Consider the following 21,045-nt stretch of genomic DNA (forward strand, 5'->3'; position numbering starts at 1 on the left):
GATCTATTCCGCCAGTTGCCGCATTTCCGCGTACAGGTCGCGCTTGCCCTCGAAGCCGATGCCCGCCAGCTCGGGCATGACGATGTGCCCGTCCTGGACCCGCACGCCGTCGGGGAAGCCGCCGTAGGGCTGGAACAGGTCCGGATAGCTTTCGTTGCCCCCCAGGCCCAGTCCCGCCGCGATGTTCAGCGACATCTGGTGCCCGCCATGGGGAATGCAGCGCCGCGGCGACCAGCCGTGCGTGCGCAGCACCTGCAGGGTGCGCTCGTATTCGACCAGGCCGTAGGACAGCGCGCAATCGAACTGCAGCCAGTCGCGGTCGGGCCGCATGCCGCCGTAGCGGATCAGGTTGCGGGCGTCCTGGTGGCTGAACAGGTTCTCGCCGGTGGCCATGGGGCCCGGATAGTACTCGGCCAGCGCGGCCTGCAAGGCATAGTCCAGCGGATCGCCGGCTTCCTCGTACCAGAACAGGGGGTAGTCGCGCAGCATCTTCGCGTAGGCGATGGCGGTGTCCAGGTCGAAGCGGCCGTTGGCGTCCACCGCCAATTGCCCGCGTCCCTCGATCTCGGCCAACACGGCCTCGATGCGCCGGCGGTCCTCGTCGAGGGACGCGCCGCCTATCTTCATCTTGACCACGTTGTAGCCGCGGTCCAGGTACGAACGCATCTCGGCGCGCAGGGCCGACAAATCCTTGCCCGGATAGTAGTAGCCGCCGGCGGCGTAGACGAACACGCGCGGATCGGCGGTCACGCCATGACGTTCGGCCAGCAGGCGGAACAGGGGCTTGCCTTCGATCTTGGCCACGGCATCCCAGACCGCCATGTCTATCGTGCCCACGGCCACCGAGCGTTCGCCGTGGCCGCCGGGTTTTTCGTTGGCCATCGCGGCGGCCCAGACGCGGTGCGGATCCAGGTTGGTGCCGGCATCGTTCAGCAGCGACTTCGGGTCGGCCTCGAGAATGCGCGGCGCGAAGCGTTCGCGGATCAGTCCGCCCTGGCCGTAGCGGCCATTGGAGTTGAAACCGTAGCCGATCACCCGCTTGCCGTCGCGCACCGCGTCGGTGACCACGGCCACGAGGCTGCTGGTCATCTTGGAGAAGTCGATGTAGGCGTTGCGGATGGGCGAGGAAATGGGCTTGGTGACTTCGCGGATTTCAAGGATGCGGACGGACATGGAAACTCCAGAGGAGCCGGGCGGATGTCCGGCTGCGTGGACGTATCATGCCGTTTGCCGCACGGGGCGGCCAATGCTAGTTTTCTCTTTTTCCATGCTCTGTAAGCATCGGCCATGAACCTGATCTGGCTGGAAGATTTCCTGGTCCTTGCCGAGTGCGGCAACTTCTCGCGCGCGGCCGAGCTGCGGCATATGACCCAGCCCGCGTTCAGCCGCCGCATACGCATGCTGGAGGAGTGGCTGGGCGTGACCCTGTTCGACCGGGCCACGCATCCGGTCACCCTGACGGAAACGGGCCTGTGGTTCCGGACCACGGCCCAGGACATGCTGGCGCGCGTGGAGCGCATTCCCGACGAGGCGCGCCGGGTGGCGCAGGCCAGCTCGGCCACGCTGCGCTTCGCGGCCACGCATGCCTTGTCGCTGACCTTCCTGCCCGATTGGCTGCGCGGCCTGGAGTCCGGCCTGAGCCTGGGGCCGATCCAGCTGGTGTCGGACGTGGCCCAGCAGTGCGAGGCGCTGATGACCCAGGGGCGGGCGCAGTTCTTCCTGTGCCATGCGCACGAGCAGGCACCGGCGCGGCTGGACCCATCGGCCTATCCGTCGGTCAAGGTGGGCGACGACGTGCTGGTGCCCGTCTGCGCGCCGGACCGTCAAGGGCGGCCGCGTTTTCTGCTGGGCGGGGCGTCGGGCAGGCGCGTGCCCATTCTTGCGTACAGCGCGGAGTCGGGCCTGGGGCGCATCGTCCGGGCCGTGCACGGAGCGGCACTGGCGCGGCTGCGGGCCGATGTGGCGGTAACGGCGCATCTGGCGACGGTGTTGCAGTCGATGGCGCGCAGCGGCCGCGGCGTTGCCTGGCTGCCGGCCAGCCTGGTGCAGGACGAACTGGATCAGGGAGGATTGATGGAGGCGGGGGAGGCGTCCTGGCGCATCGCGCTGGACATCCGCCTGTACCGCCGCGGCGAGGCCGAGCCTGCCGCGGCCGAGGCGTTCTGGCGGGCCGCCGGCGCGGGAGCGCCGGGGCCGCGCGCAAGCGGCGGTGTCAGGTCGCCGAAGGCATCTCGATCTTGACTTCCAGCACTTCCAGGGTGTCCTGGCGCTCCAGGTTCACCTTGATGTCGTCCGGATTGATCTTGACGTACTTCGAGATGACGGCCACCAGTTCCTTCTGCAACTGCGGCAGGTAGTCGGCCGAGGCGCCGGCGCCCGATCGTTCGTGGGCAAGAATGATCTGCAACCGTTCCTTGGCGACGCCGGCCGTCGAAGGCTTTTTCTGTCCGAGGAAAAAGGAGAGCAGCGACATCGATTATTTCCCTCCGAACAGACGCTTGAACAGGCCGGGCTTCTCGTAGTCGATGAAACGCAGCGGCTTGTCTTCACCCAGGTAGCGGTCGACGACGTCCTGGTAGGCCTCGGCCACCGAGGTGCCCTTCAGGTGGATGGCGGGCAGGCCCTGGTTCGAGGCTTGCAGCACGTCTTCGGATTCGGGAATGACGCCGATCAGCTTGATGCGCAGAATGTCCTCGACGTCCTTGAGCGACAGCATTTCGCCCTCGGCCACGCGCTTGGCGTTGTAGCGCGTCAGCAGCAGGTGCTCCTTGACGGGTTCCTCGCTGTTGATGGCGCGGCGCGACTTGGCCGACAGGATGCCCAGGATGCGGTCCGAGTCGCGCACCGACGAGACTTCCGGATTGGTCACGACCAGCGCGTCGTCGGCGAAGTAGGCCGCCATCAGCGCGCCGGATTCGATGCCGGCGGGCGAGTCGCAGACGATGTATTCGAAGTCCATCTCTTTCAGGCCTTCCATGACCTTTTCCACGCCTTCCTGCGTCAGCGCGTCCTTGTCGCGCGTTTGCGAGGCTGGGAGGATGTAGAGATTGTCGAGCTGCTTGTCGCGGATCAGGGCCTGGTTCAAGGTGGCTTCGCCCTGAACGACGTTGATCAGGTCGTAGACCACGCGGCGTTCGCAACCCATGATCAGGTCGAGATTGCGCAGGCCGACGTCGAAATCGATCACGGCGGTCTTGTGGCCGCGCAGCGCCAGGCCTGCCGAGAAGGCGGCGCTGGAGGTGGTCTTGCCGACGCCGCCTTTGCCTGAAGTCACGACAACGATACGTGCCATGGGGAGTGGGTCCTTATGAGTTAGATGGGCAACGGTTCGACCAGCAGTTTCTCGCCGTCGAGGCGGATCAAAGCCGGTTTGTCCTGGATGTCGGGGGAAAGGGCCGTGGCCAGCGTCCGGTAGACGCCGGCCACGGCGACCAGCTCGGCCTCGAGCCGGGTGGTGTAGATGCGTGCCTTGGTGTCGCCGCGGGCGCCGGCCATGGCCTTGCCGCGCAGCGGCCCGTAGACATGGATGTTGCCGTCGGCGATGACTTCGGCGCCATGGCTGACCACGCCCATGACGATCAGGTCGGCATGGCGGGCGTAGATCCGCTGGCCTGAGCGCAGGGGCTTGTCGATGACCATGGTCGGCACCGCGTGCGGCGCTGCGGGAGCCTGCTCGGCCACGGTTTCGGTGGCGGGTGGGGTTTCGGGCGGCAGCGGAGCGGGCGCTGGCGCTGCCTGGGCGGCAGGCGCCGATTCGGCGGCGGGCTCGGACTCGGGCGCGGGCGACCGGACCGGCGCGGCGGGCAGCGACAACAGGGCCAGGCCGGCCTCGCGGGCCGACTCGGCCAGCGAGGCCGGGGCCATGATGCCTATGGTCGGCAGGCCGTGCCGTTTCAGGGCCTCGGCCAATTGGTTCCAGTCGAGCGGTTCGGCCAGCCGCGACGCGTCGATGACCACCGGCTCGTCTTCGAAGAAACCGGCGGCTTCCTCCATCCGCTGGTCCAGCGCGGCCAGCACGGCCTGGAGGTCGGAAGAATGCAACACCACGCGAATGGCGTAGAGCGAGGTGCTCTTGATATCAAGTACGGGACTGGCTTCCATGGGCGGCGCCGAATGGCGCAAATGCGCAAAATGCAGATTCTACCGGTAGGCGCCCCGGCGTGGGCGTTAGCGGTTGTGTCGGTGGGGGAGGGGAAGCCCACCCCCTACCCGCTGACGCGGGCCCCCTCAAGGGGGCTACGCTGGCGGACCGGAGGGAAAGCCCCACCCCACGCGGCCTATGGCCGCTCCCCTCAAGGGGCGACGCTGGCGGACCGGCAAAGCCGGATCCGCGGCGCCCAGGGTCTAGTGCCTGTTTCTTGGTACGCCACACCGTTGCTACCGCGGGCAGCCAGCGATAGCAACCGTGCTTCAGTCCAAGATACTTTCTCTAGACGCAGGAAACCGCGGATCTGGCTTTGCCAGTCCGCCGGTTTCGCCCCCTGGGGGGCGCCCAAAGGGCGTAGGGGGGGACGACTACTTCCAGGTATCGCGGAGAGTCGTCGTGCGGTTGAAGACCGGGGCCAGGGTGGACGAGTCTTCGCGGTCGGCGACGAAGTAGCCGAAGCGTTCGAACTGGTAGGAGGTGCCCGGCGTGCCGTCGGTGCCGGGTTCCAGGTAGCCCTGGATGGTCTCGACCGAGTTGGGGTTCAGGTACTCGATGAAGTCCTTGCCGCCGGCGCTGGGATTGGCCTCGGTGAACAGGCGGTCGTACAGGCGGATCTCGGCGGGCACGGCGGTGGGGGCGTGCAGCCAGGTGATGTTGCCCTTGACCTTGACGCTGTCCGCGCCGGGCGTGCCGCTCCTGGTGTCCGGCAGGTACTCGGCCTGGACCTCGACCACCTTGCCGGCCTCGTCCTTGACGAAGCCGGTGCACTTGACCACGTAGCCGTACTTGAGCCGCACCATGTTGCCGGGGAACAGGCGGAAGAAGCCCTTGGGCGGGGTTTCCTCGAAGTCTTCCTGCTCGATCCACAGTTCGCGCCCGAACGGGAAGGTCCGCCTGCCCATTTCCGGGTGGTGGGGATGGCGGGGGGCCGAGCATTCCTCGGTCTGGCCTTCCGGGTAGTTGGTGATGACCAGCTTGAGCGGCCGCAGCACCGCCACGGTACGCGGCGCCTTGGGGTCCAGGTCGTCGCGCAGGGCTTGTTCCAGCAGCGAATAATCGATCCAGGAGTCCGACTTCGAGGCACCGGTGCGCTCGCACAGCAACTGGATGGCCTCGGGCGTGTAGCCGCGGCGGCGCAGGCCCAGGATGGTGGGCATGCGGGGGTCGTCCCAGCCGTTGACGTGGCCGTCGTTGACCAGTTGCAGCAGCTTGCGCTTGCTGGTGATGATGTAGGTCAGGTTCAGCCGCGCGAATTCGTGCTGGTGGGGCAGGGGCGCCTCCAGCAGGCCCAGCTCGCGCAGGTGGTTCAGCAGCCAGTCGTAGAACGGCCGCTGGTCTTCGAATTCCAGCGTGCAGATGCTGTGGGTGATGCCTTCCAGCGCATCCTCGATGGGATGGGCATAGGTATACATCGGATAGATGCACCACTTGTCGCCGGTGCGATGGTGCGTGGCGTGGCGGATCCGGTACAGCACCGGGTCGCGCAGGTTCATGTTGGGCGAGGCCATGTCGATCTTCGCCCGCAGCGCCATCGAGCCGTCCGGGTGCTTGCCGTCGCGCATCTCGCGCAGGCGGGTCACGGATTCCTCGGGCGGGCGGGCGCGCCAGGGCGAATCGGTGCCGGCTTCGGTCAGCGTGCCGCGCATGGCGCGGATTTCCTCGGGGCTCTGTTCGTCCACGTAGGCGTAGCCGGCCATGATCAGGGCTTCGGCCGCCTCGTACATGAAGTCGAAGTAGTCGCTGGCGTGGTAGTAGTGTTCGGTGCCGAACGCCGTCCAGTCGTAGCCCAGCCAGCGCACGGCGTCGACGATGGCGTCGACGTAGCGCTGCTCTTCCTTTTCGGGGTTGGTGTCGTCCAGCCGCAGGTGGCAGACGCCGCCGTAGTCGCGGGCAAGGCCGAAGTTCAGCGCGATGCTCTTGGCATGGCCGATGTGCAGGTAGCCGTTGGGCTCGGGCGGAAAGCGCGTGCGGATGCGGGCCGGATCCAGCGCGGCCTCGGCCAGCTCCGACGCCGATCCGGGATGGCCGGCCCAGTGCTTCTCGGCATACCGCCCGGCGGCCAGGTCGGCCTCGACGATATTGCGCAGGAAATTGGTGGCTGGAGCGGGAGCAGGTTTATTCGGTGTGGTCATCGTGTATGGGTTGGACGAAGAGTCCTTCCTTCGATTTTGCCATAACGAGGCCCCCCTACGCGCTTGCACTGGCGGACCGGCGGAGCCGGATCCGCCGTGCCCTGGGAGGGAGATCCGGGTGGCGGGGTGGGGTCAGGGGGGGAGGGGGATGGCCGCGATGACCCGCAGGCCGCCGCCTGCCGGGGTTTCCAGGATGATCCGGCCGCCGTGGGCGCGGGCGATGGCGTCGACCAGGGCCAGGCCCAGGCCGACGTTGCCGGTGCGGCTGCGGGCGGGATCCAGGCGGGAGAAGGGGCGCAGGGCGTCTTCGTAGCGGTCGGGGCTGATGCCGGGGCCGTGGTCGCGCACACCCAGGCGGGCCTCGCCGCCCCGCGCTTCCAGGGTGATCTCCAGGGGCGGGGCGCCGTGCTGCATGGCGTTCTGGATCAGGTTGTCGACCAGCCGCGCCAGGGCCACGGCATCGGCGTTGACCACGATTTCGTCGCCGGGGGGCGATGGGTAGTCGATCGGGCTGCCGGTGCCCTGCCAAGCGTGGATGCGTTCGCGCAGCCAGTCGCCCAGGTCGATGGGCGTGAAATGGTAGGTGGCGCGGTCGGTGCCACGCACGAAGCCGATGAACTGGTCGACGATGTGCTGCATGTCCTCGGCGTCCTGCCGCAAACCGTCCTTGAGCGCCGGGTCGTCGACCATCTCGGTGCGCAGGCGCATCCTGGACAGCGGGCCCTTGAGGTCGTGCGGCAGGCCGGCCAGCAGCGTGCGGCGTACCTTGTCGGACTCGTTCAGCGCATCGAGCATGGCGTTGAAGCGTTCGCCCAGGACCTGCGTCTCGTGCGGACCGGCCGGTTCCACCCGTTCGGGCTTGCCGGCCGCGAGGCGGTCGGCGGCATGGGCGAGCGAGGTGATGGGGCGGGTGATGTGCCAGGAAAACCAGGCGGCCAGCAGCAGGATCGCGCCCACCCCGCCCAGCCACATGACGATCAGGGGCGTCTTGACGGGCGGGCTGATGCGTTCGAGCGAGATCACCAGCCAGGACCGCATGAGCGGTTCCTCGTCGTTGCCCAGGCCGGGCGTGAGCGAAATGAACAGGGCGGGTTCGGGGCCGCGCGACAAGGCCACCCGCGAGCCGTCCGCCAACTGGGTGTTCAGGCGCTGGATCAGGCCGCGCATGGCGTGGCGGGGATCGTCGTCGGCCCAGCGCGGGGCCTCGCGGGGGCCGCGGCGCTCGGGGCCGAAGCGGAATTCGCCGGACCGGTAGTCGGGCGGCATGCGGCCCCCCGGCAGGGGCTCGAAGCGGGGATGGGGCGGATGACCCTCGCGCCGGGGGCGTTCCCCGCCTGGCCGGGGCCGGGGCGGGATGGGCCGGGAAACCAGCCGCCATTCGCCCTGGGAGGCCGCCGCGACGAAGGCGGCGCGCTCGCTTTCGTCGATCTGCGCGATGGAGGCGCGCAGGGTGCGGATGGTGGTCGCCATGAGGTCCGGCGTGACGTTCTCGAGGACGTTGCGGCGGTAGTGCTCGATGGCCAGGAAGGTCGTCGCCTGCGCGACCAGCACCGCGCCCAGGATCAGCAGGACGAGGCGTGCGCGCAGCGAGCGCGGCATCAGCCGGCTCGCCCAGCCACGGGGCGCGGGGCTGTTCATGGCAGCGACGGCGAGGCCGGTGCCGGGTCGTCCGGCGTCAGGGGCGAGAAGCGGTAGCCGATGCCCCAGACGGTCTGGATCCACTTCGGCTGCTTGGGGTCGTCTTCGATGGCGCGGCGCAGCCGCAGGATGGCAATGTCGATGGCGCGGTCGTTGCGCTCGCCGGCCTCGTCGTCGCGCGCCAGGGCCAGCAGCCGTTCGCGCGACAGCGGCTTGCCCGCATTGCGTAGCAGGGCTTCCAGCAGGTTGAATTCGCCGCCGGTCAGGCGCACCTGTTCGGTACCGCGATGCAGCGTGCGGGCCTTGGCGTCGAAGATGAAGGGGCCGAACGAGACCGGTGCATCCTTGACCAGCGCCGACGGGCCGCTCTTGCGCCGCAGCACCGCCTCGATGCGGGCGAGCAGTTCACGCGGGTCGAAGGGCTTGCCCAGATAGTCGTCGGCGCCGGATTCCAGGCCGATGATGCGGTCCACCGTTTCGTCGCGGGCGGTCAGCAGGATCACCGGCAGGTCCTCGCCGCGCTCGCGCAGCCGCCGGCAGGCGTCCGCGCCGTCGCCGCCCGGCAGCATGCGGTCCAGCACCAGCAGGGCGGGGGCGTAGCGGGTGATGCGCGCTTCCAGGTCGGTGGCGTCCGGGGCCAGCAGCGTGTCGTAGCCCTGTTTGTTCAGGTAGTCGGCCAGGAGCTGGCGCAGGGCCGGGTCGTCATCGACCACGAGCAGTTTGAGGGCGGATTTTTCCATGGGGGAATGTTCGCGTGGCGGGGCCGGACCCGCAAGCAGCCTGAAATCGGTTGAAACAGATGGGCCCCGCCTCGCAACCGGTCCGAAACGGGTCTGGAACAAGAATGCCCTCACCGCCGCAGTCCGATGCGGTGTCGACAAGGAGTAACGCAATGACCAAGAACGCCCTTCGTACGATCGCGCTGTCGCTGGCCCTGGCTACCGGGGGCGCCGGCGTGCTGCAGGCCGCCCATGCCCAGGCCGCGGGCGACAATACCACGCAGGCCGAACAGAAGCCCGCGCCGGAACGCCATCGTGGCCACATGGGCCATCATGGGTCCAAGGGACATCATTTCCGGGGTGGCATGGAGCAGTCGCCGCTGGCCATGCTGGGGCACCTGAAATCCAGGCTGAACCTGACCGACTCGCAGCAGAAGCTCTGGGACACGGCGCAGAACGCCAGCCGTGAAGCCGGACAGGCCATGCGGGCCCAGCGCGAGGAAGGCATCAAGACGCTGCGCACGCAGGTCGCCGCCGGCCCCCTGGACCTGCGCGCCCTGAGCGCCCGGCACGACGCCGAGCGCGCGGCCGCCAAGCCCAAGCTGGATGCCGCCCGCGACGCCTGGCTGGCCGCCTACGATTCGCTGGACGGCAAGCAGAAGCAGGTCGTGACCGACGCGGTCAAGAAGCGCCTGGAGCGGGGTGACCGCATGCGCGAGCATCGCCGCCCGGACGCGCCGTCCAAGGGCTGATCCCCCGGCACGCGGTAAAACCGGCGCAGCGATGCGCCGGTTTTTTTTCGCCGCGACGAGGTACGTTTCTTGCGAGGGACGGGTTTTCCGGCCGCCCGTGGACGGCCACGACGGGAGACGGGCATGGTGGTGATCATCATGGGGGTATCGGGCAGCGGCAAGACGACCATAGGCAAGCTGCTGGCCGCCCGTCTGCGCTGCGGCTATTCGGACGCGGACGAGTTCCATCCCGAGGCCAACATCGAAAAAATGTCTCGTGGCGTGGCGCTGGGCGACGCCGACCGGGAACCCTGGCTGCGGGCCATGCGCGCGGCGATCCAGACCGTCCTGGCCGGCGGCCGCACCCACGTGTTCAGTTGTTCCGCCCTGCGGGAGCGCTATCGCGACGCGCTGGCCCGGCCCGGCGAGGACGTCGTGTTCGTCCACCTGGACGTTTCCTACGAGACGGTCATGCAGCGGCTGGCGCGCCGCCGGGGGCATTTCTTCGATCCCGCCCTGGCGCGCAGCCAGTTCCAGACGCTGGAGATCCCCCGGCGGGGCATCGTGGTCGATGCCGAGCGCACGCCCGGGGAGATCGTCGACCGGATCGTCGAGAGCCTGGCCCAGGGCGGTGAATCGACCGTAGAGTGAGCCCTTCTTGTCCCGGTTCGGGCCGGCCCGGCTTCGGTGCCCGGCCGACTTCGCTAAAATCCCCCTTGATCGGCGATCCGCCCGAACCTGCCAGAGATGTCCATGCCCAAGCCCGATACGCTGTTGGCGCATGCCGGACGCGCTCCCGAAGCCTATGCCGGCATGGTCAACACGCCCGTCTTCCGTACTTCCACCGTCATCCATCCCACGATCGAGTCGTACGAGGCGCCGCGCGACCTGACCAGGAAACCGGTCAGCTACGGCCGCCACGGCACGCCCACGACCTTCGCCTTCGAAGAGGCCGTGGCCAGGCTCGAGGGCGCGCACCAGGCGGTGGCCACGCCCAACGGGCTGTCGGCCATCGTCGTGGCTCTGCTGGCGGTGCTCAAGCCGGGCCAGCACCTGCTGGTGGCCGATTCGGCCTATTCGCCGGCGCGCGGCTTCTGCGACCGCAGGCTGGCGCCCCTGGGCATCGAGGTCGAATACTACGATCCCCTCGTCGGCGCCGGCATCGCCGGCCTGCTGCGCGAGAATACCGGCGCGGTGTTCTGCGAATCGCCGGGCTCGCTCACCTTCGAAATGCAGGATATCCCCGCCATCGCGGCGGCGGCCCACGCCCGCGACATCCCGGTGCTGGCCGACAATACCTGGGTCACGCCGTATTTCGCGTCGCCGTTCGAACTGGGCGTCGACATCTCCATCCACGCGGGCACCAAGTACATCGGCGGCCATTCCGACCTGATGATAGGCGTGGTCGCCACCAACGAGCGCTATTGGAAGCCGGTGCGCCAGACGGTGTACGACTACGCCTACAGCGTCAGCCCCGACGACTGCTACCAGGCCCTGCGCGGCCTGCGCACGCTGGGCGTGCGCCTGCGCCAGCACGAGCGCAACGCGCTGCAGGTGGCGCGCTGGCTCGAAGCCCAGCCCGAGGTATCGCGGGTGCTGTATCCGGCGCTGGAAAGCGACCCCGGCCATGCGCTGTGGAAGCGCGACTACCGGGGCGCCTCGGGCCTGTTCTCGGTGGTGCTCAAGCCGGTCGACGACGCCGCGCTGGCGCGCTTCGCCGACGGCCTGAAGCTGTTCGGCATCGGTTCGAGCTGGGGCGGTTTCGAAAGCCTGATCACCGTCGTGCACGCCGCGGCCTATCGCACGGCCACCCGCTGGCAGCCCGAGGGGCCCGCCGTGCGGCTGCACATCGGCCTGGAGGATCCGGCCGACCTGATCGCCGACCTGCGCCAGGGCCTGGACCTGCTGCAAGACGGCAAGGCCGCGGCGCATGGCTGATGGCAGCGCGCTGGAGGTCCTGAGCCGGGTTTTCGGCTACGACCAGTTCCGCGGACCGCAGCAGGAGATCGTCGAGCACGTGATAAGCGGCGGCGATGCCCTGGTGCTGATGCCCACCGGCGCGGGCAAGTCCCTGTGCTACCAGGTGCCGGCGCTGGTCCGCAGCGGCACGGGGGTGGTCGTCTCGCCCCTGATCGCGCTGATGCAGGACCAGGTCGACGCCCTGACCGAACTGGGCGTGCGGGCGGCCTTCCTCAATTCCACGCAGGACTTCGCCCGCGTGCGCGAAGTCGAACGCGCCTTCGTGGACGGCGAACTCGACCTGCTGTACGTGGCGCCCGAGCGCCTGCTGACCGACCGCTGCCTGTCCCTGCTCGAGCGGGGCCGCATCGCGCTGTTCGCGATCGACGAGGCCCATTGCGTCTCGCAGTGGGGCCACGACTTCCGTCCCGAATACCTGGGCCTGTCCGCGCTGCACGAACGTTGGCCCGACGTGCCCCGCATCGCGCTCACCGCCACAGCCACCCAGGCGACGCGGGTCGAGATCGCCCAGCGGCTGGCACTGGAGGACGCGCAGCATTTCGTCTCCAGCTTCGACCGCCCCAACATCCGCTATCGCATCGTCGAAAAGAACGACCCGCGCCGCCAGTTGCTCGATTTCCTGAAGCAGGAGCACGCGGGCGATTCCGGCATCGTCTACTGCCTGTCGCGGGCCAAGGTCGAGGAAACGGCCGAGGCCCTGCGGGCCCAGGGCATCGATGCCATGCCGTACCACGCCGGCCTGGAGGCCGCCACGCGGGCGGCCAACCAGGCGCGCTTCCTGCGCGAGGATGGCGTGGTCATGGTGGCCACCATTGCCTTCGGCATGGGTATCGACAAGCCCGACGTGCGCTTCGTGGCCCACCTGGACCTGCCCAAGTCGGTCGAGGGCTACTACCAGGAAACCGGCCGTGCCGGCCGCGATGGCCTGCCGGCCACGGCCTGGATGGCCTATGGCTTGCAGGACGTGGTGCAGCAGCGCCGCATGATCGACGAGTCGACCGGCGACGAGGCCTACAAGCGCCGCCTGGCGTCCATGCTGGAAGCGATGCTGGGGCTGTGCGAGACCGTGGAGTGCCGGCGCGTGCGGCTGTTGCAGTATTTCGGCCAGGCCTCGCAGGCCTGCGGCAATTGCGACACCTGCCTCGAACCGCCCCAGGCCTGGGACGGCACCGAGGCGGCGCAGAAGATCCTGTCGGCGGTCTACCGGCTGTGGAAAGAGCGCGGCCAGCGCTTCGGCGCCGGGCACGTGATCGACATCCTGCGCGGCAAGCGCAACGAGAAGGTCGAGCAGCACCGGCACGACGAACTCAGCGTGTTCGGCATCGGCGCGGACCTGAGCGAGAAGGACTGGCGCAACGTGCTGCGCCAGTTGATCGCGCAAAGCCTGTTGACGGTGGACCACGAGGCCTTCGGCACGCTGGCCCTGACCGAGGGCAGCCGCAGCGTGCTCAAGGGCGAGCGCACGCTGATGCTGCGGCGCGAGCCCGCCAAGCCGGCCCGCGCGCGCGAAAGTTCACGGGCCCGTTCGGCGGTTACCCTGCCGCCCGAGGCCGAGGCGCTGTTCACCGCGCTGCGCACCTGGCGCGGCGAAGTGGCACGCAGCCACGGCGTGCCGGCCTATGTCATCTTCCATGACGCGACCCTGCGGGAAATCGCCCTGGCGCGGCCTGAGTCGCTGACCGAACTGGGGGCGATCAGCGGGGTGGGGGCGCGCAAGCTCGAGGCTTATGGGCAGGAGATATTGGAGCGGGTCGAGAGGTTCTGATCCGTCGCTAGCCCCAGGCTGAGTTCTTGACCCGGTCTTGTCCGGGGCGCCGGGGCCGGGCGGGCGCGGAGGCGCAGCGAAGCCGGTCCCGCTGCGCGGGACTACCCGGAGTTGGCACGGTTGGCGGGGCGGGCGTGAACTCGCGCGGGAATAGCCCCCCGGGCTATTCCTACTGCCGCGCTCAAACATGCACGCCCTTGCTTCCCCGCCAACCGCGCCAACTCCGGCGGCTCCGAATGCGCCTCCGCGCCCGCCCGGCCCCGGCGCCCCGGACAAGACCTGCACCGCTGGGCACGCAGATCCATGGACTTCAATTTGGATGCCATGAATGTCGATTCAGCCTAGCGAGCCGGTACGGTCCAGAAGAAGATCCGCTTGCTGTCCACCGTCAGGGTCTGCTCCGGTTCCCAGTCGCCCATGTCGAACGCGTGCGAGACGATGCGCGTGCCGGGCTTGAGCGCGAGCAGGGTGGGCCGCAGCTTGAGGTTGAGATTGGGCAGCAGGTAGAGCGTGATGACGGTCGCGGGGCTCAGGTCCTGTTCGAACAGATCGCCCTGGATGAAACGGACCTTGTCGGTGACCTGCTGGCGGCGCGCGTTGGCGTTGGCCTCGCCGATGCGCTGCGGGTCCAGGTCTATGCCCACGCCGCGCGTGCCGAAGCGCTTGGCCGCCGTGACCGGGATGCGGCCGTCGCCCGAGCCCAGGTCGTACAGGATGTCGTCGGGACCGACCTTGGCCACCTGCAGCATGGCGTCGACCACCGGCTGGGGCGTGGGCACGAAGATCACGTCAGGCGTCCGGGGCAGGGGCTTGGCGGTGCCGAAGGACTGGGCCCAGGCGGAGGCGGCCGCCGCGGCGGCCAGGGTGGTCAGGCAGAACTGGCGGCGTTTCATGGCTGCAAGGCTCCTGGAGATTGGACGGATCAGGATGCGGGCGGAGTGCCGCTGCGGGGCTGGGCCAGCATCAGCAGCGCGCCGACGCCCAGCACGGCCACGCCCACCAGGGCGCCGACGCCGGTGTGGCGCAGGCTGGCATAGAACAGATAGCCGCTGGTCGCGATGAACAGCAGCGGCGTCAGCGGGTAGAGCGGCACGCGGAAGGGCCGATCGGCGCCGGGATCCTTGCGCCGCAGCACGAACAGCGCCACGCCGCTCAGCACGAAGAACAGCCAGAACACCGGCGCGGTGTATTCGACCATGGTGGCGAAGCCGCTGCGGGTGAAGGCTCCCAGCGCGACCAGCGCCAGCGAGATGGCCGCCTGGACCCACAGCGCGTTGACCGGCGTGTTCCACTGCGGATGCCATTTGGCCAGCATCGAGAAGGCGGGCGTGTCCTGGCCGAAGGCGTAGGTGGTGCGCGCGGCGGTCAGGATGGTGGCGTTGGCCGAGGTCAGCGCCGAGATCGCGATCAGCAGCGCGATCAATTGCGCGCCCGGTTCGCCCAGCGCCCGCCGCATCATGTCGGCGGCGACGGCCGACGAGGCTCCCATGCCGTCCTGGCCCAGCACGTTCAGGTAGGCCAGGTTGACCAGCAGGTACAGCACGGTGATCAGCGCCAGGCTCCAGAACAGCGCCCGGGGCAGGGTCCGTCCCTGACCCGAGGCTTCGGCCGAGATGTAGGCCGCCTCGTTCCATCCGCCGTAGGTCAGCATCACGAAGATCAGGACCAGGCCCCAGTTGGCGGCGCCCGAGGCGGGGGCGGCCGGCGCGGCCGGCGCGGCGTCGGGCGCGAACAGCAGGCCCACCGCGATGATCAGGACCACCCCGCCCACTTCCAGGGCCGTCAGCAGGTTCTGCGTCCACTTGCCGGTGCTCAGGCCCGCCACGTTCACGAGGGTCAGCACGACGATGATCGCGGCGGCATAGATGGCCGGCGAAGCCGGTCCGAGATTGACGATCTGCGAGGCATAGTCGCCGAAGATGTAGCCGAGCAGGGCGATCGAACCGGTGGGGATGACGGTCAGGCGGGCCCACGCGAACAGGAAGGACAGCCGGGCGCCGAAGGCCCGCCGCAGGTAGTGATAGTCGCCGCCGGCATGCGGGTAGGTGCTGGCCAGTTCCGCGTAGCACAGCGCGCCGGCGACGGAGATCATGCCGCCCACGATCCAGGCCATCATCATCGCGGCCGGGGATCCGGCATGCATCGCCACCAGCGACGGCGCGCTGAAGATGCCGGCCCCGATGACGATGCCCACGACCAGCGCCATGATGTCCAGTGTGCCGAGCAGGGGGCGCGTGGCGGGCTTGGCGGCGGCATCCGGATGGGACGCATGCGGGGGCGATGCGGGAAACGCGTTGCTCATGACGGGAGGGTCCTCGATGCAGGGGCAGGGGTGCGTGATCGTCCAGCGGCGGCAAGCGGCGCGCCCGGCCGGAGCGCGGGCGGCAAGCTTACAAGTTCCTGAAAGTACCGGCGAAAGCCGAAGGCGGTCAAGCCCCCGGAGGGGGCGCGGCGCGGTTGCGGTCGAGCTGGTCGCGCACCATGGTGCGGAAGTCGCTGGGCGATGCGCCGGCGTGCTTGGTGAAGAAGCGCGAGAAATAGCCGGGGTCGGAAAAACCCAGCGTAAGGGCGATTTCCTTCACGCTCAGCGACGAATAGGCGAGGTCGCGGCGCGCCTCGGTCAGCAGGCGGTCGTTGATGACGCCCAGGGCCGACAGGCCCAGCTCGTCGCGGCAGATCCGGTTCAACTGCGTGGGTGTGATGCCCAGGCGCCCGGCGTAATAGGCGATGTCGCGTTGTTCGCGGAAGCTGCGGTTCAGCAGGGTCTTGAAACGGTGCAGGTGCATGACGCCGCGCGAGCTGCGCCGGCCGGGCCGGGGGCCGGCCAGCGTGGCGACCTTGCGCGCCAGCAGGACCAGCACGGTGCCCAGCAGCGATTCGAGCAGGGCCAGCCGCCACGCGTGGGCCTCGTCGTACTCGGCCAGCAGCAGTTCGATCGATTGCGCGAAGGGCGCATAGGCCGCTTCCCCGGGGTCGAACGGGACGTGGCGCGGCGCCTGGAAATGGGGAAGGAGGTCCGCGTGCTGCGCCAGCAGGCTTTCCATCTGCTGCGTGACGATGGTGATGACCGCGCCGTCTATGTCCTCGGAAAAGCGGAAGCCGTGCGCGTGCAGGGCGGGAACGAACAGGGCGCAGGGACCGTGGACCGTGAATCGGCGGTCGTCGAACTGGATGTCGGCCGTGCCTGAGCGTATGTACAGAATTTGCACGAACAGGTCATGGCGGTGCAGCTTGATCTCCCAGTCGTACAGGCGGCTGCGCTGCGGGATGGATTCGCAATGAAGGCTTTCCGGGACGAGGTTCTTGCCGTGTTCCCCATAAAGGGCATAGGTGGGGACGATGCTTTTCATGGCCACGGTTCCTGGTGCGGAATATGTTCGGATTATCCATGAAGATGTCTCCATAATCTATCGCGCGCCGCCGACCCGGCTCTTAAGATTCCTGGAAGTCAGAACCTATGCAGGAGACACGCCATGCGGGTCCAAGTCGCAATCATCGGGTCCGGTCCGGCCGGGCTCTTCCTCGGGCAGATCCTTTCCCGGGCCGGCATCGAGACGCTCGTCATCGAGCAGCGCAGCAAGGAATACGTGCTCGGCCGCATCCGCGCGGGCGTCCTGGAGCAGGGCACGGTCGATCTGCTGGACGAGATCGGAGTCGGTCGCCGCATGCACGAGCAGGGCCTGGTGCACGGCGGGATCGAACTGTGCTTCGACGGCCAGCGCCACCGCATCGACCTGAAGACGCTATCGGGCGGCAAGAGCGTCATGGTCTACGGCCAGACCGAAGTCACCCACGACCTGATGGACGCGCGCGAGGCGGCCGGCTACGCGTCGGTCTACGAGGCCGAGCAGGTCCGCGTGCACGACTTCGACACCGATCATCCCCGGGTCACGTATCGCAAGGACGGCGTCGAGCACGTGGTGGAGTGCGACTTCATCGCGGGCTGCGACGGCTTCCACGGCGTGAGCCGGGCCAGCGTGCCGGCCTCGGCCATCAAGACCTACGAGAAGATCTATCCCTTCGGCTGGCTGGGCATCCTGTCCGAGACGCCGCCGGTGTCGGACGAGCTTATCTATTCGAACCACGAACGCGGTTTCGCGCTGTGCAGCATGCGGTCGCACACGCGCAGCCGCTACTACGTGCAATGCCCGCTGGACGACAAGGTCGAGAACTGGTCCGACGAACGGTTCTGGGATGAACTGCGCAGCCGGCTGGACGCCGAGGCGGCCGCGTCGCTGGTGACCGGCCCGTCCATCGAGAAAAGCATCGCGCCGCTGCGCAGCTTCGTGGCCGAGCCCATGCGTTTCGGCCGGCTGTTCCTGGCCGGCGACGCGGCCCATATCGTCCCGCCCACGGGCGCCAAGGGCCTGAACCTGGCGGTCTCGGACGTGCGCTATCTGTCCGATGCCATCATCCGCTACTACGGCGGCGAGCAGCAGGGCATCGATACTTACTCAGAACGTTGCCTGGACCGGGTCTGGAAGGCCGTGCGCTTCTCGTGGTGGATGACCTCGCTGATGCACAAGTTCCCGGAGAACGGCGACTTCGGCCAGAAGATCCAGCATGCCGAACTGGGCTACCTGGTCGGTTCTCAAGCCGCCTCCACAGCCCTTGCGGAAAACTACGTCGGCTTACGGTATTGAGATCCCCCCTACGCGCTGACGCGCGCCCCCCAGGGGGCGATGCGGGTGGACCGGCGGAGCCGGATCCACCGCATCCTGGGTCTAGCGGGGTTGTCTCGGTGCGGAGCACCGCATGCTGGCTTTGATCCAGGGCGCCGCGGATCCGGCTTTGCCGGTCCGCCAGCGCCGCCCCTTGAGGGGCGCGGCCATAGGCCGCGTGGGGTGGACTACCTGTCGGGGCGCCCGAAGGGCGTAGGGGGTGGGCTTCTAGCGGCCGCCCAGGCCCTTCCAGCGTTTGAGGCGGTCGGAGTGGATGCCGAAGAGGTCCAGGGTGCGCAGCACGGTGTGGTTGACGATGTCGTCGACGCTCTGGGCGCCTGAGTAGAAGGCGGGGACGGGGGGGAAGACGACGCCGCCCATTTCGGTGACGGCGACCATGTTGCGCAGGTGGGCGAGGTTCAGCGGGGCTTCGCGGGTCAGGAGGACCAGGCGGCGGCGTTCTTTCAGGACGACGTCGGCGGCGCGGGTGATCAGGTTGTCGGCATAGGCGTGGGCCACGGCCGCGAGGGTCTTCATGGAGGTGGGGGCGATGACCATGCCGGCCGTCAGGAACGAGCCGCTGGCGATGGCGGCGCCGACGTCGCCGGGGTGATAGACCACGTCGGCCAGCGAGGCCAGGTCCTTGCGGCCGAGTCCGTGTTCGTGCATGGTGTTGAGCACGCCGGCCTCGGACACGACCAGATGGCTTTCCCAGTCGGGCAGTTCGCGCAGCGCCTCGAGCAGGCGCAGGCCGTAGATGGAGCCGCTGGCTCCGGTAATGGCGATGATCAGGCGTTGGCGCGGACGATCGGCCGGCGGTGGGGTCATGGGGTCGGGTCTCCTCGTTGTTTGGGGCCCCGCGTCACCGCTGTGTCACGCGGGGCCAGCATGATTGTACGTTGGGAGATTGCGTCGCGAGTACGAGAAGAATGATGGTCGTGTTCCGCCGGCTGCGGGCGTGTGGGCTCCTGCTGGCCGGTATCTTGGCCGTGCCGGCCAGGGCGCAGGAATCCCCGCCGGTCGAGGCGGAGGACTTCGCCATCCATGCCCAATCGACGTATGTCTGGCAGCGCAAGCCCTCGTTCGCGTCCCCGTACCAGGGGGAGAACTCGCTGTCGGGGGCTCGCGCCACGAGTTATTCGCTGACCGCCACCGTGGACCTGGGCGCCCGGCTGTGGGAAGGGGCCGAGGTCCACTTCAACGGCGAGGGCGCGCAGGGCCTCGCGTTCTCGGGCCTGCATGGCCTGGGCGGCCTGACCAACGGCGAACTGGCCAAGACCGCGGGCTCGGACATGGTCTTCTACCGCGCCCGCGCCTTTCTACGGCAGACCTGGGGCCTGGGCGGCGGACGCGAGGCGGTCGAGCCGGACATGAACCAGCTCGCGGGCTTCGCCGACAAGCGGCGCATCGTGCTGACGGCGGGCAACATCTCGGTGCTGGACGTGTTCGACGCGGTGTCGGTCAGCCATGATCCGCGCACGCAGTTCATGAACTGGGCCTTCATGGCGCATGGCAGCTACGACTATGCCGCCGATGCCCGGGGCTATACCTGGGGCGCGGTGCTGGAATATATCGATGACGGCTGGGCGGTGCGCGCCGGCCGCTTCATGCAGCCCCGGGGGTCCAACGGCCTGCCGCTGGACCGGCGGCTGGGGCGCCACCATGGCGACCAGATCGAGTTCGAGAAGTCCTACGCCGTGCTGGACAGGCCCGGCACCCTGCGCGTGCTGGCTTTCCGCAACAAGGCGAACATGGGGAGCTACGACGACGCGCTGGTGGCGGCGCGGGGCGGGGCGCCGGACCTGGCGGCGGTGCGCAAGGAGCGGACCAAGCTGGGAATGGGGGTAAGCCTGGAGCAGGCCCTGACCGACAGCGCGACGGCCTTTCTCCGCCTGAACTGGGCCGATGGCAAGACCGAAACCTATGCCTTTACCGAGATCGATCGTTCGGTCTCGGGCGGCGTGGCGTTCGACGGCGCGGCCTGGGGGCGGTCGGGCGACAGCGCGGGCGTGGCGGCCGCGGTCAATGCGCTCAGCGCCTCCCACCGCGAATACCTGCGTCGCGGCGGGGTCGGCGCCTTCCTCGGTGACGGCACGCTGAACTACGGACCCGAGCAGATCGCCGAGGCCTATTACAGCTGGCGCCCCTTGAAGCGGCTGTGGATCACCGCGGACGCGCAATACATCCGCCATCCCGGCTACAACCGCGACCGGGGCCCGGCTAAGGTGTTCGCGCTGCGCCTGCACACCGAGTTCTGAGGCGCGGCGCGGAGTCCCTTTATTCAGGCTGGATGTGGGCCTTGTCGATCACGGCCTTCCAGGCCTGCGCCTCCTGCCTGATGCGCGCGGCGAACTCCGCCGGGGTGCTGCCTATGGGCGTGACGCCGATGTCGGTGTATTGCTTGCGGATGGCGGGATCCTTCAGGACCTCGCGCAGCGCGCGCGAGAACTTGTCGATGATCTGCGGATCGGTGCCCACCGGCGCGGCCAGTCCCCACCAGTTGCCCGTGACGAGTCCCGGCAGACCCTGCTCGGCCGTGGTCGGCACCGACGGCAGCATGGCCAGGCGTTCGCCGTCGGCCACGGCGATGGCGCGCAGCCTGCCGCTGGCCACGTGGCCGGCCACCGAGCTGAGCGCGGTCACGTAGAGCTGGATCTCGCCCGCCATCAGCGCCTGGACGGCGGGCGGCGAGCCCCGGTAGGGAACGTGGGTCAGCTGTACGTTGGCGAGCTGGCTGTACAGTTCGGCCGCGAGGTGGGGCGGGGTGCCGTTGCCGGGCGAGCCGAAGTTCAGCTTGCCGGGGTTCTTCTTCGCCTCGGCGGTCAGGTCGGACAGGGTGCGGATGTCGGACGAGCCGTTGACCACCAGCACGGACGGGCCGTTGCTGAGCAGGGACACGGGCACCAGGTCCTTGGTCGGATCGAAGCGCATGCCCTTGAACAGGTACTGGTTGGTGACGAAGTTGTTGGTCGCTCCCAGCAGGAAGGTGTAGCCGTCCGGGGTGGCGCGCACCACTTCGTCGGCGCCGATGTTGCCGGAGGCCCCGCTCTTGTTGTCGATCAGGATGCGCACGCCGAATTGCTTTTCCAGTTGCAGCTGGACGAAGCGCAGGGTGATGTCGCCGGTATTGCCGGGCGCGTAGGGAACCACCACGCGTATCGGGCGCGAGGGCCAGGCATCGGCCGCCACGGCGGCGGTCGAGGCGAAGACGCAGGCGGCGGCGAGGCTGGCGACCGCCAGTCGGCGAGCCGGGAAGGGAACGGATTTCATGG

19 protein-coding genes are annotated in these 21,045 nt (G+C 68.6%); 7 read left to right on the forward strand and 12 right to left on the reverse strand.

Annotated features, from left to right (window positions below):
* Positions 1–3 precede the first annotated feature (3 nt).
* On the reverse strand, positions 4–1,173 hold the full coding sequence (locus EGT29_RS05740) for a mandelate racemase/muconate lactonizing enzyme family protein (protein ID WP_124688117.1): 1,170 nt from the start codon (positions 1,171–1,173) through the stop codon (positions 4–6).
* A 114-nt stretch (positions 1,174–1,287) separates the two neighbouring features.
* Here EGT29_RS05740 and EGT29_RS05745 point away from each other — a divergent pair, with 114 nt between their 5' ends.
* Complete coding sequence (locus EGT29_RS05745; protein ID WP_124688118.1) at positions 1,288–2,241, forward strand: LysR family transcriptional regulator; 954 nt, start codon at positions 1,288–1,290, stop codon at positions 2,239–2,241.
* Here EGT29_RS05745 and minE read toward each other — a convergent pair.
* From minE to EGT29_RS05775, 6 genes are all read right to left on the reverse strand, one after another.
* Positions 2,213–2,473, reverse strand: a complete 261-nt coding sequence (gene minE / locus EGT29_RS05750) for a cell division topological specificity factor MinE (RefSeq protein ID WP_124688119.1) — start codon at positions 2,471–2,473, stop codon at positions 2,213–2,215. The two genes, EGT29_RS05745 and minE, sit on opposite strands and share 29 nt — an antisense overlap.
* 3 nt (positions 2,474–2,476) lie before the next feature.
* Positions 2,477–3,292, reverse strand: a complete 816-nt coding sequence (gene minD / locus EGT29_RS05755; RefSeq protein WP_124688120.1) for a septum site-determining protein MinD — start codon at positions 3,290–3,292, stop codon at positions 2,477–2,479.
* A gap of 20 nt (positions 3,293–3,312) precedes the next feature.
* Positions 3,313–4,101: a septum site-determining protein MinC gene (minC, locus tag EGT29_RS05760; RefSeq protein WP_124688121.1), complete on the reverse strand. Its 789-nt coding sequence runs from the start codon at positions 4,099–4,101 to the stop codon at positions 3,313–3,315.
* Positions 4,102–4,515: 414 nt separating this feature from the next.
* The gene (locus EGT29_RS05765; RefSeq protein WP_124688122.1) at positions 4,516–6,279 is read right to left on the reverse strand and encodes a glutamine--tRNA ligase/YqeY domain fusion protein; all 1,764 of its coding nucleotides are present in this window, start codon (positions 6,277–6,279) and stop codon (positions 4,516–4,518) included.
* Positions 6,280–6,411: 132 nt separating this feature from the next.
* Positions 6,412–7,917, reverse strand: a complete 1,506-nt coding sequence (locus EGT29_RS05770; protein WP_238160295.1) for an ATP-binding protein — start codon at positions 7,915–7,917, stop codon at positions 6,412–6,414.
* Positions 7,914–8,657, reverse strand: coding sequence for a response regulator (locus EGT29_RS05775; protein WP_124688123.1), 744 nt, complete (start codon positions 8,655–8,657; stop codon positions 7,914–7,916). The genes EGT29_RS05770 and EGT29_RS05775 overlap by 4 nt, the downstream gene beginning before the upstream one ends.
* A 152-nt stretch (positions 8,658–8,809) precedes the next feature.
* Between EGT29_RS05775 and EGT29_RS05780 the strand changes: the two genes are divergently transcribed.
* From EGT29_RS05780 to recQ, 4 genes are all read left to right on the forward strand, one after another.
* A complete protein-coding gene (locus EGT29_RS05780) occupies positions 8,810–9,388 on the forward strand; it encodes a Spy/CpxP family protein refolding chaperone (protein ID WP_161567707.1) in 579 nt (192 codons plus the stop codon).
* Between the two features lie 123 nt (positions 9,389–9,511).
* Positions 9,512–10,018, forward strand: coding sequence for a gluconokinase (locus tag EGT29_RS05785; protein ID WP_124688125.1), 507 nt, complete (start codon positions 9,512–9,514; stop codon positions 10,016–10,018).
* Between the two features lie 102 nt (positions 10,019–10,120).
* Complete coding sequence (gene metC, locus EGT29_RS05790; protein ID WP_238160296.1) at positions 10,121–11,305, forward strand: cystathionine beta-lyase; 1,185 nt, start codon at positions 10,121–10,123, stop codon at positions 11,303–11,305.
* Complete coding sequence (recQ, locus tag EGT29_RS05795; protein WP_124688127.1) at positions 11,298–13,112, forward strand: DNA helicase RecQ; 1,815 nt, start codon at positions 11,298–11,300, stop codon at positions 13,110–13,112. The genes metC and recQ overlap by 8 nt, the downstream gene beginning before the upstream one ends.
* A gap of 341 nt (positions 13,113–13,453) precedes the next feature.
* On the opposite strand, the gene EGT29_RS05800 is transcribed toward recQ, so the two are convergent.
* The 3 genes from EGT29_RS05800 to EGT29_RS05810 all read right to left on the reverse strand — a co-directional run bounded on the left by EGT29_RS05800 (position 13,454) and on the right by EGT29_RS05810 (position 16,462).
* On the reverse strand, positions 13,454–14,005 hold the full coding sequence (locus EGT29_RS05800; RefSeq protein WP_124688128.1) for a cyclopropane-fatty-acyl-phospholipid synthase family protein: 552 nt from the start codon (positions 14,003–14,005) through the stop codon (positions 13,454–13,456).
* A 29-nt stretch (positions 14,006–14,034) separates the two neighbouring features.
* Complete coding sequence (locus tag EGT29_RS05805) at positions 14,035–15,414, reverse strand: APC family permease (RefSeq protein WP_124688129.1); 1,380 nt, start codon at positions 15,412–15,414, stop codon at positions 14,035–14,037.
* Positions 15,415–15,541: 127 nt separating this feature from the next.
* Entirely contained in the window at positions 15,542–16,462 is a 921-nt protein-coding gene (locus EGT29_RS05810; RefSeq protein WP_161567708.1) for a helix-turn-helix domain-containing protein, read from the reverse strand.
* A 123-nt stretch (positions 16,463–16,585) separates the two neighbouring features.
* On the opposite strand from EGT29_RS05810, the gene pobA reads away from it, so the two are divergent.
* On the forward strand, positions 16,586–17,755 hold the full coding sequence (gene pobA / locus EGT29_RS05815) for a 4-hydroxybenzoate 3-monooxygenase (protein WP_124688131.1): 1,170 nt from the start codon (positions 16,586–16,588) through the stop codon (positions 17,753–17,755).
* Positions 17,756–18,001: 246 nt separating this feature from the next.
* Here the strand turns inward: pobA and EGT29_RS05820 are convergent, their stop codons facing one another.
* Positions 18,002–18,601, reverse strand: coding sequence for a UbiX family flavin prenyltransferase (locus EGT29_RS05820; protein ID WP_124688132.1), 600 nt, complete (start codon positions 18,599–18,601; stop codon positions 18,002–18,004).
* 101 nt (positions 18,602–18,702) lie between these two features.
* On the opposite strand from EGT29_RS05820, the gene EGT29_RS05825 reads away from it, so the two are divergent.
* Positions 18,703–20,031 carry a carbohydrate porin gene (locus tag EGT29_RS05825; RefSeq protein ID WP_238160297.1) on the forward strand — a complete coding sequence of 443 codons (1,329 nt, stop codon included), beginning with the start codon at positions 18,703–18,705 and terminating at the stop codon, positions 20,029–20,031.
* A gap of 19 nt (positions 20,032–20,050) precedes the next feature.
* On the opposite strand, the gene EGT29_RS05830 is transcribed toward EGT29_RS05825, so the two are convergent.
* Entirely contained in the window at positions 20,051–21,043 is a 993-nt protein-coding gene (locus EGT29_RS05830; RefSeq protein WP_124688133.1) for a tripartite tricarboxylate transporter substrate binding protein, read from the reverse strand.
* Between the last annotated feature and the right edge of the window lie 2 nt (positions 21,044–21,045).

Origin of the sequence: Pigmentiphaga sp. H8, from assembly GCF_003854895.1 — a bacterium.
GTDB lineage: Bacteria > Pseudomonadota > Gammaproteobacteria > Burkholderiales > Burkholderiaceae_B > Pigmentiphaga.

Coding starts and splice junctions, on each gene's coding strand:
- EGT29_RS05785 (WP_124688125.1), top strand. CDS start 9,512: ATGGTGGTGATCATCATGGGGGTATCGGGCAGCGGCAAGACGACCATA.
- EGT29_RS05805 (WP_124688129.1), bottom strand. CDS start 15,414: ATGAGCAACGCGTTTCCCGCATCGCCCCCGCATGCGTCCCATCCGGAT.
- minC (WP_124688121.1), bottom strand. CDS start 4,101: ATGGAAGCCAGTCCCGTACTTGATATCAAGAGCACCTCGCTCTACGCC.
- pobA (WP_124688131.1), top strand. CDS start 16,586: ATGCGGGTCCAAGTCGCAATCATCGGGTCCGGTCCGGCCGGGCTCTTC.
- minD (WP_124688120.1), bottom strand. CDS start 3,292: ATGGCACGTATCGTTGTCGTGACTTCAGGCAAAGGCGGCGTCGGCAAG.
- EGT29_RS05775 (WP_124688123.1), bottom strand. CDS start 8,657: ATGGAAAAATCCGCCCTCAAACTGCTCGTGGTCGATGACGACCCGGCC.
- EGT29_RS05780 (WP_161567707.1), top strand. CDS start 8,810: ATGACCAAGAACGCCCTTCGTACGATCGCGCTGTCGCTGGCCCTGGCT.
- EGT29_RS05740 (WP_124688117.1), bottom strand. CDS start 1,173: ATGTCCGTCCGCATCCTTGAAATCCGCGAAGTCACCAAGCCCATTTCC.
- EGT29_RS05820 (WP_124688132.1), bottom strand. CDS start 18,601: ATGACCCCACCGCCGGCCGATCGTCCGCGCCAACGCCTGATCATCGCC.
- EGT29_RS05770 (WP_238160295.1), bottom strand. CDS start 7,917: ATGAACAGCCCCGCGCCCCGTGGCTGGGCGAGCCGGCTGATGCCGCGC.
- EGT29_RS05765 (WP_124688122.1), bottom strand. CDS start 6,279: ATGACCACACCGAATAAACCTGCTCCCGCTCCAGCCACCAATTTCCTG.
- EGT29_RS05800 (WP_124688128.1), bottom strand. CDS start 14,005: ATGAAACGCCGCCAGTTCTGCCTGACCACCCTGGCCGCCGCGGCGGCC.
- EGT29_RS05830 (WP_124688133.1), bottom strand. CDS start 21,043: ATGAAATCCGTTCCCTTCCCGGCTCGCCGACTGGCGGTCGCCAGCCTC.
- minE (WP_124688119.1), bottom strand. CDS start 2,473: ATGTCGCTGCTCTCCTTTTTCCTCGGACAGAAAAAGCCTTCGACGGCC.
- metC (WP_238160296.1), top strand. CDS start 10,121: ATGCCCAAGCCCGATACGCTGTTGGCGCATGCCGGACGCGCTCCCGAA.
- EGT29_RS05825 (WP_238160297.1), top strand. CDS start 18,703: ATGATGGTCGTGTTCCGCCGGCTGCGGGCGTGTGGGCTCCTGCTGGCC.
- EGT29_RS05810 (WP_161567708.1), bottom strand. CDS start 16,462: ATGAAAAGCATCGTCCCCACCTATGCCCTTTATGGGGAACACGGCAAG.
- EGT29_RS05745 (WP_124688118.1), top strand. CDS start 1,288: ATGAACCTGATCTGGCTGGAAGATTTCCTGGTCCTTGCCGAGTGCGGC.
- recQ (WP_124688127.1), top strand. CDS start 11,298: ATGGCTGATGGCAGCGCGCTGGAGGTCCTGAGCCGGGTTTTCGGCTAC.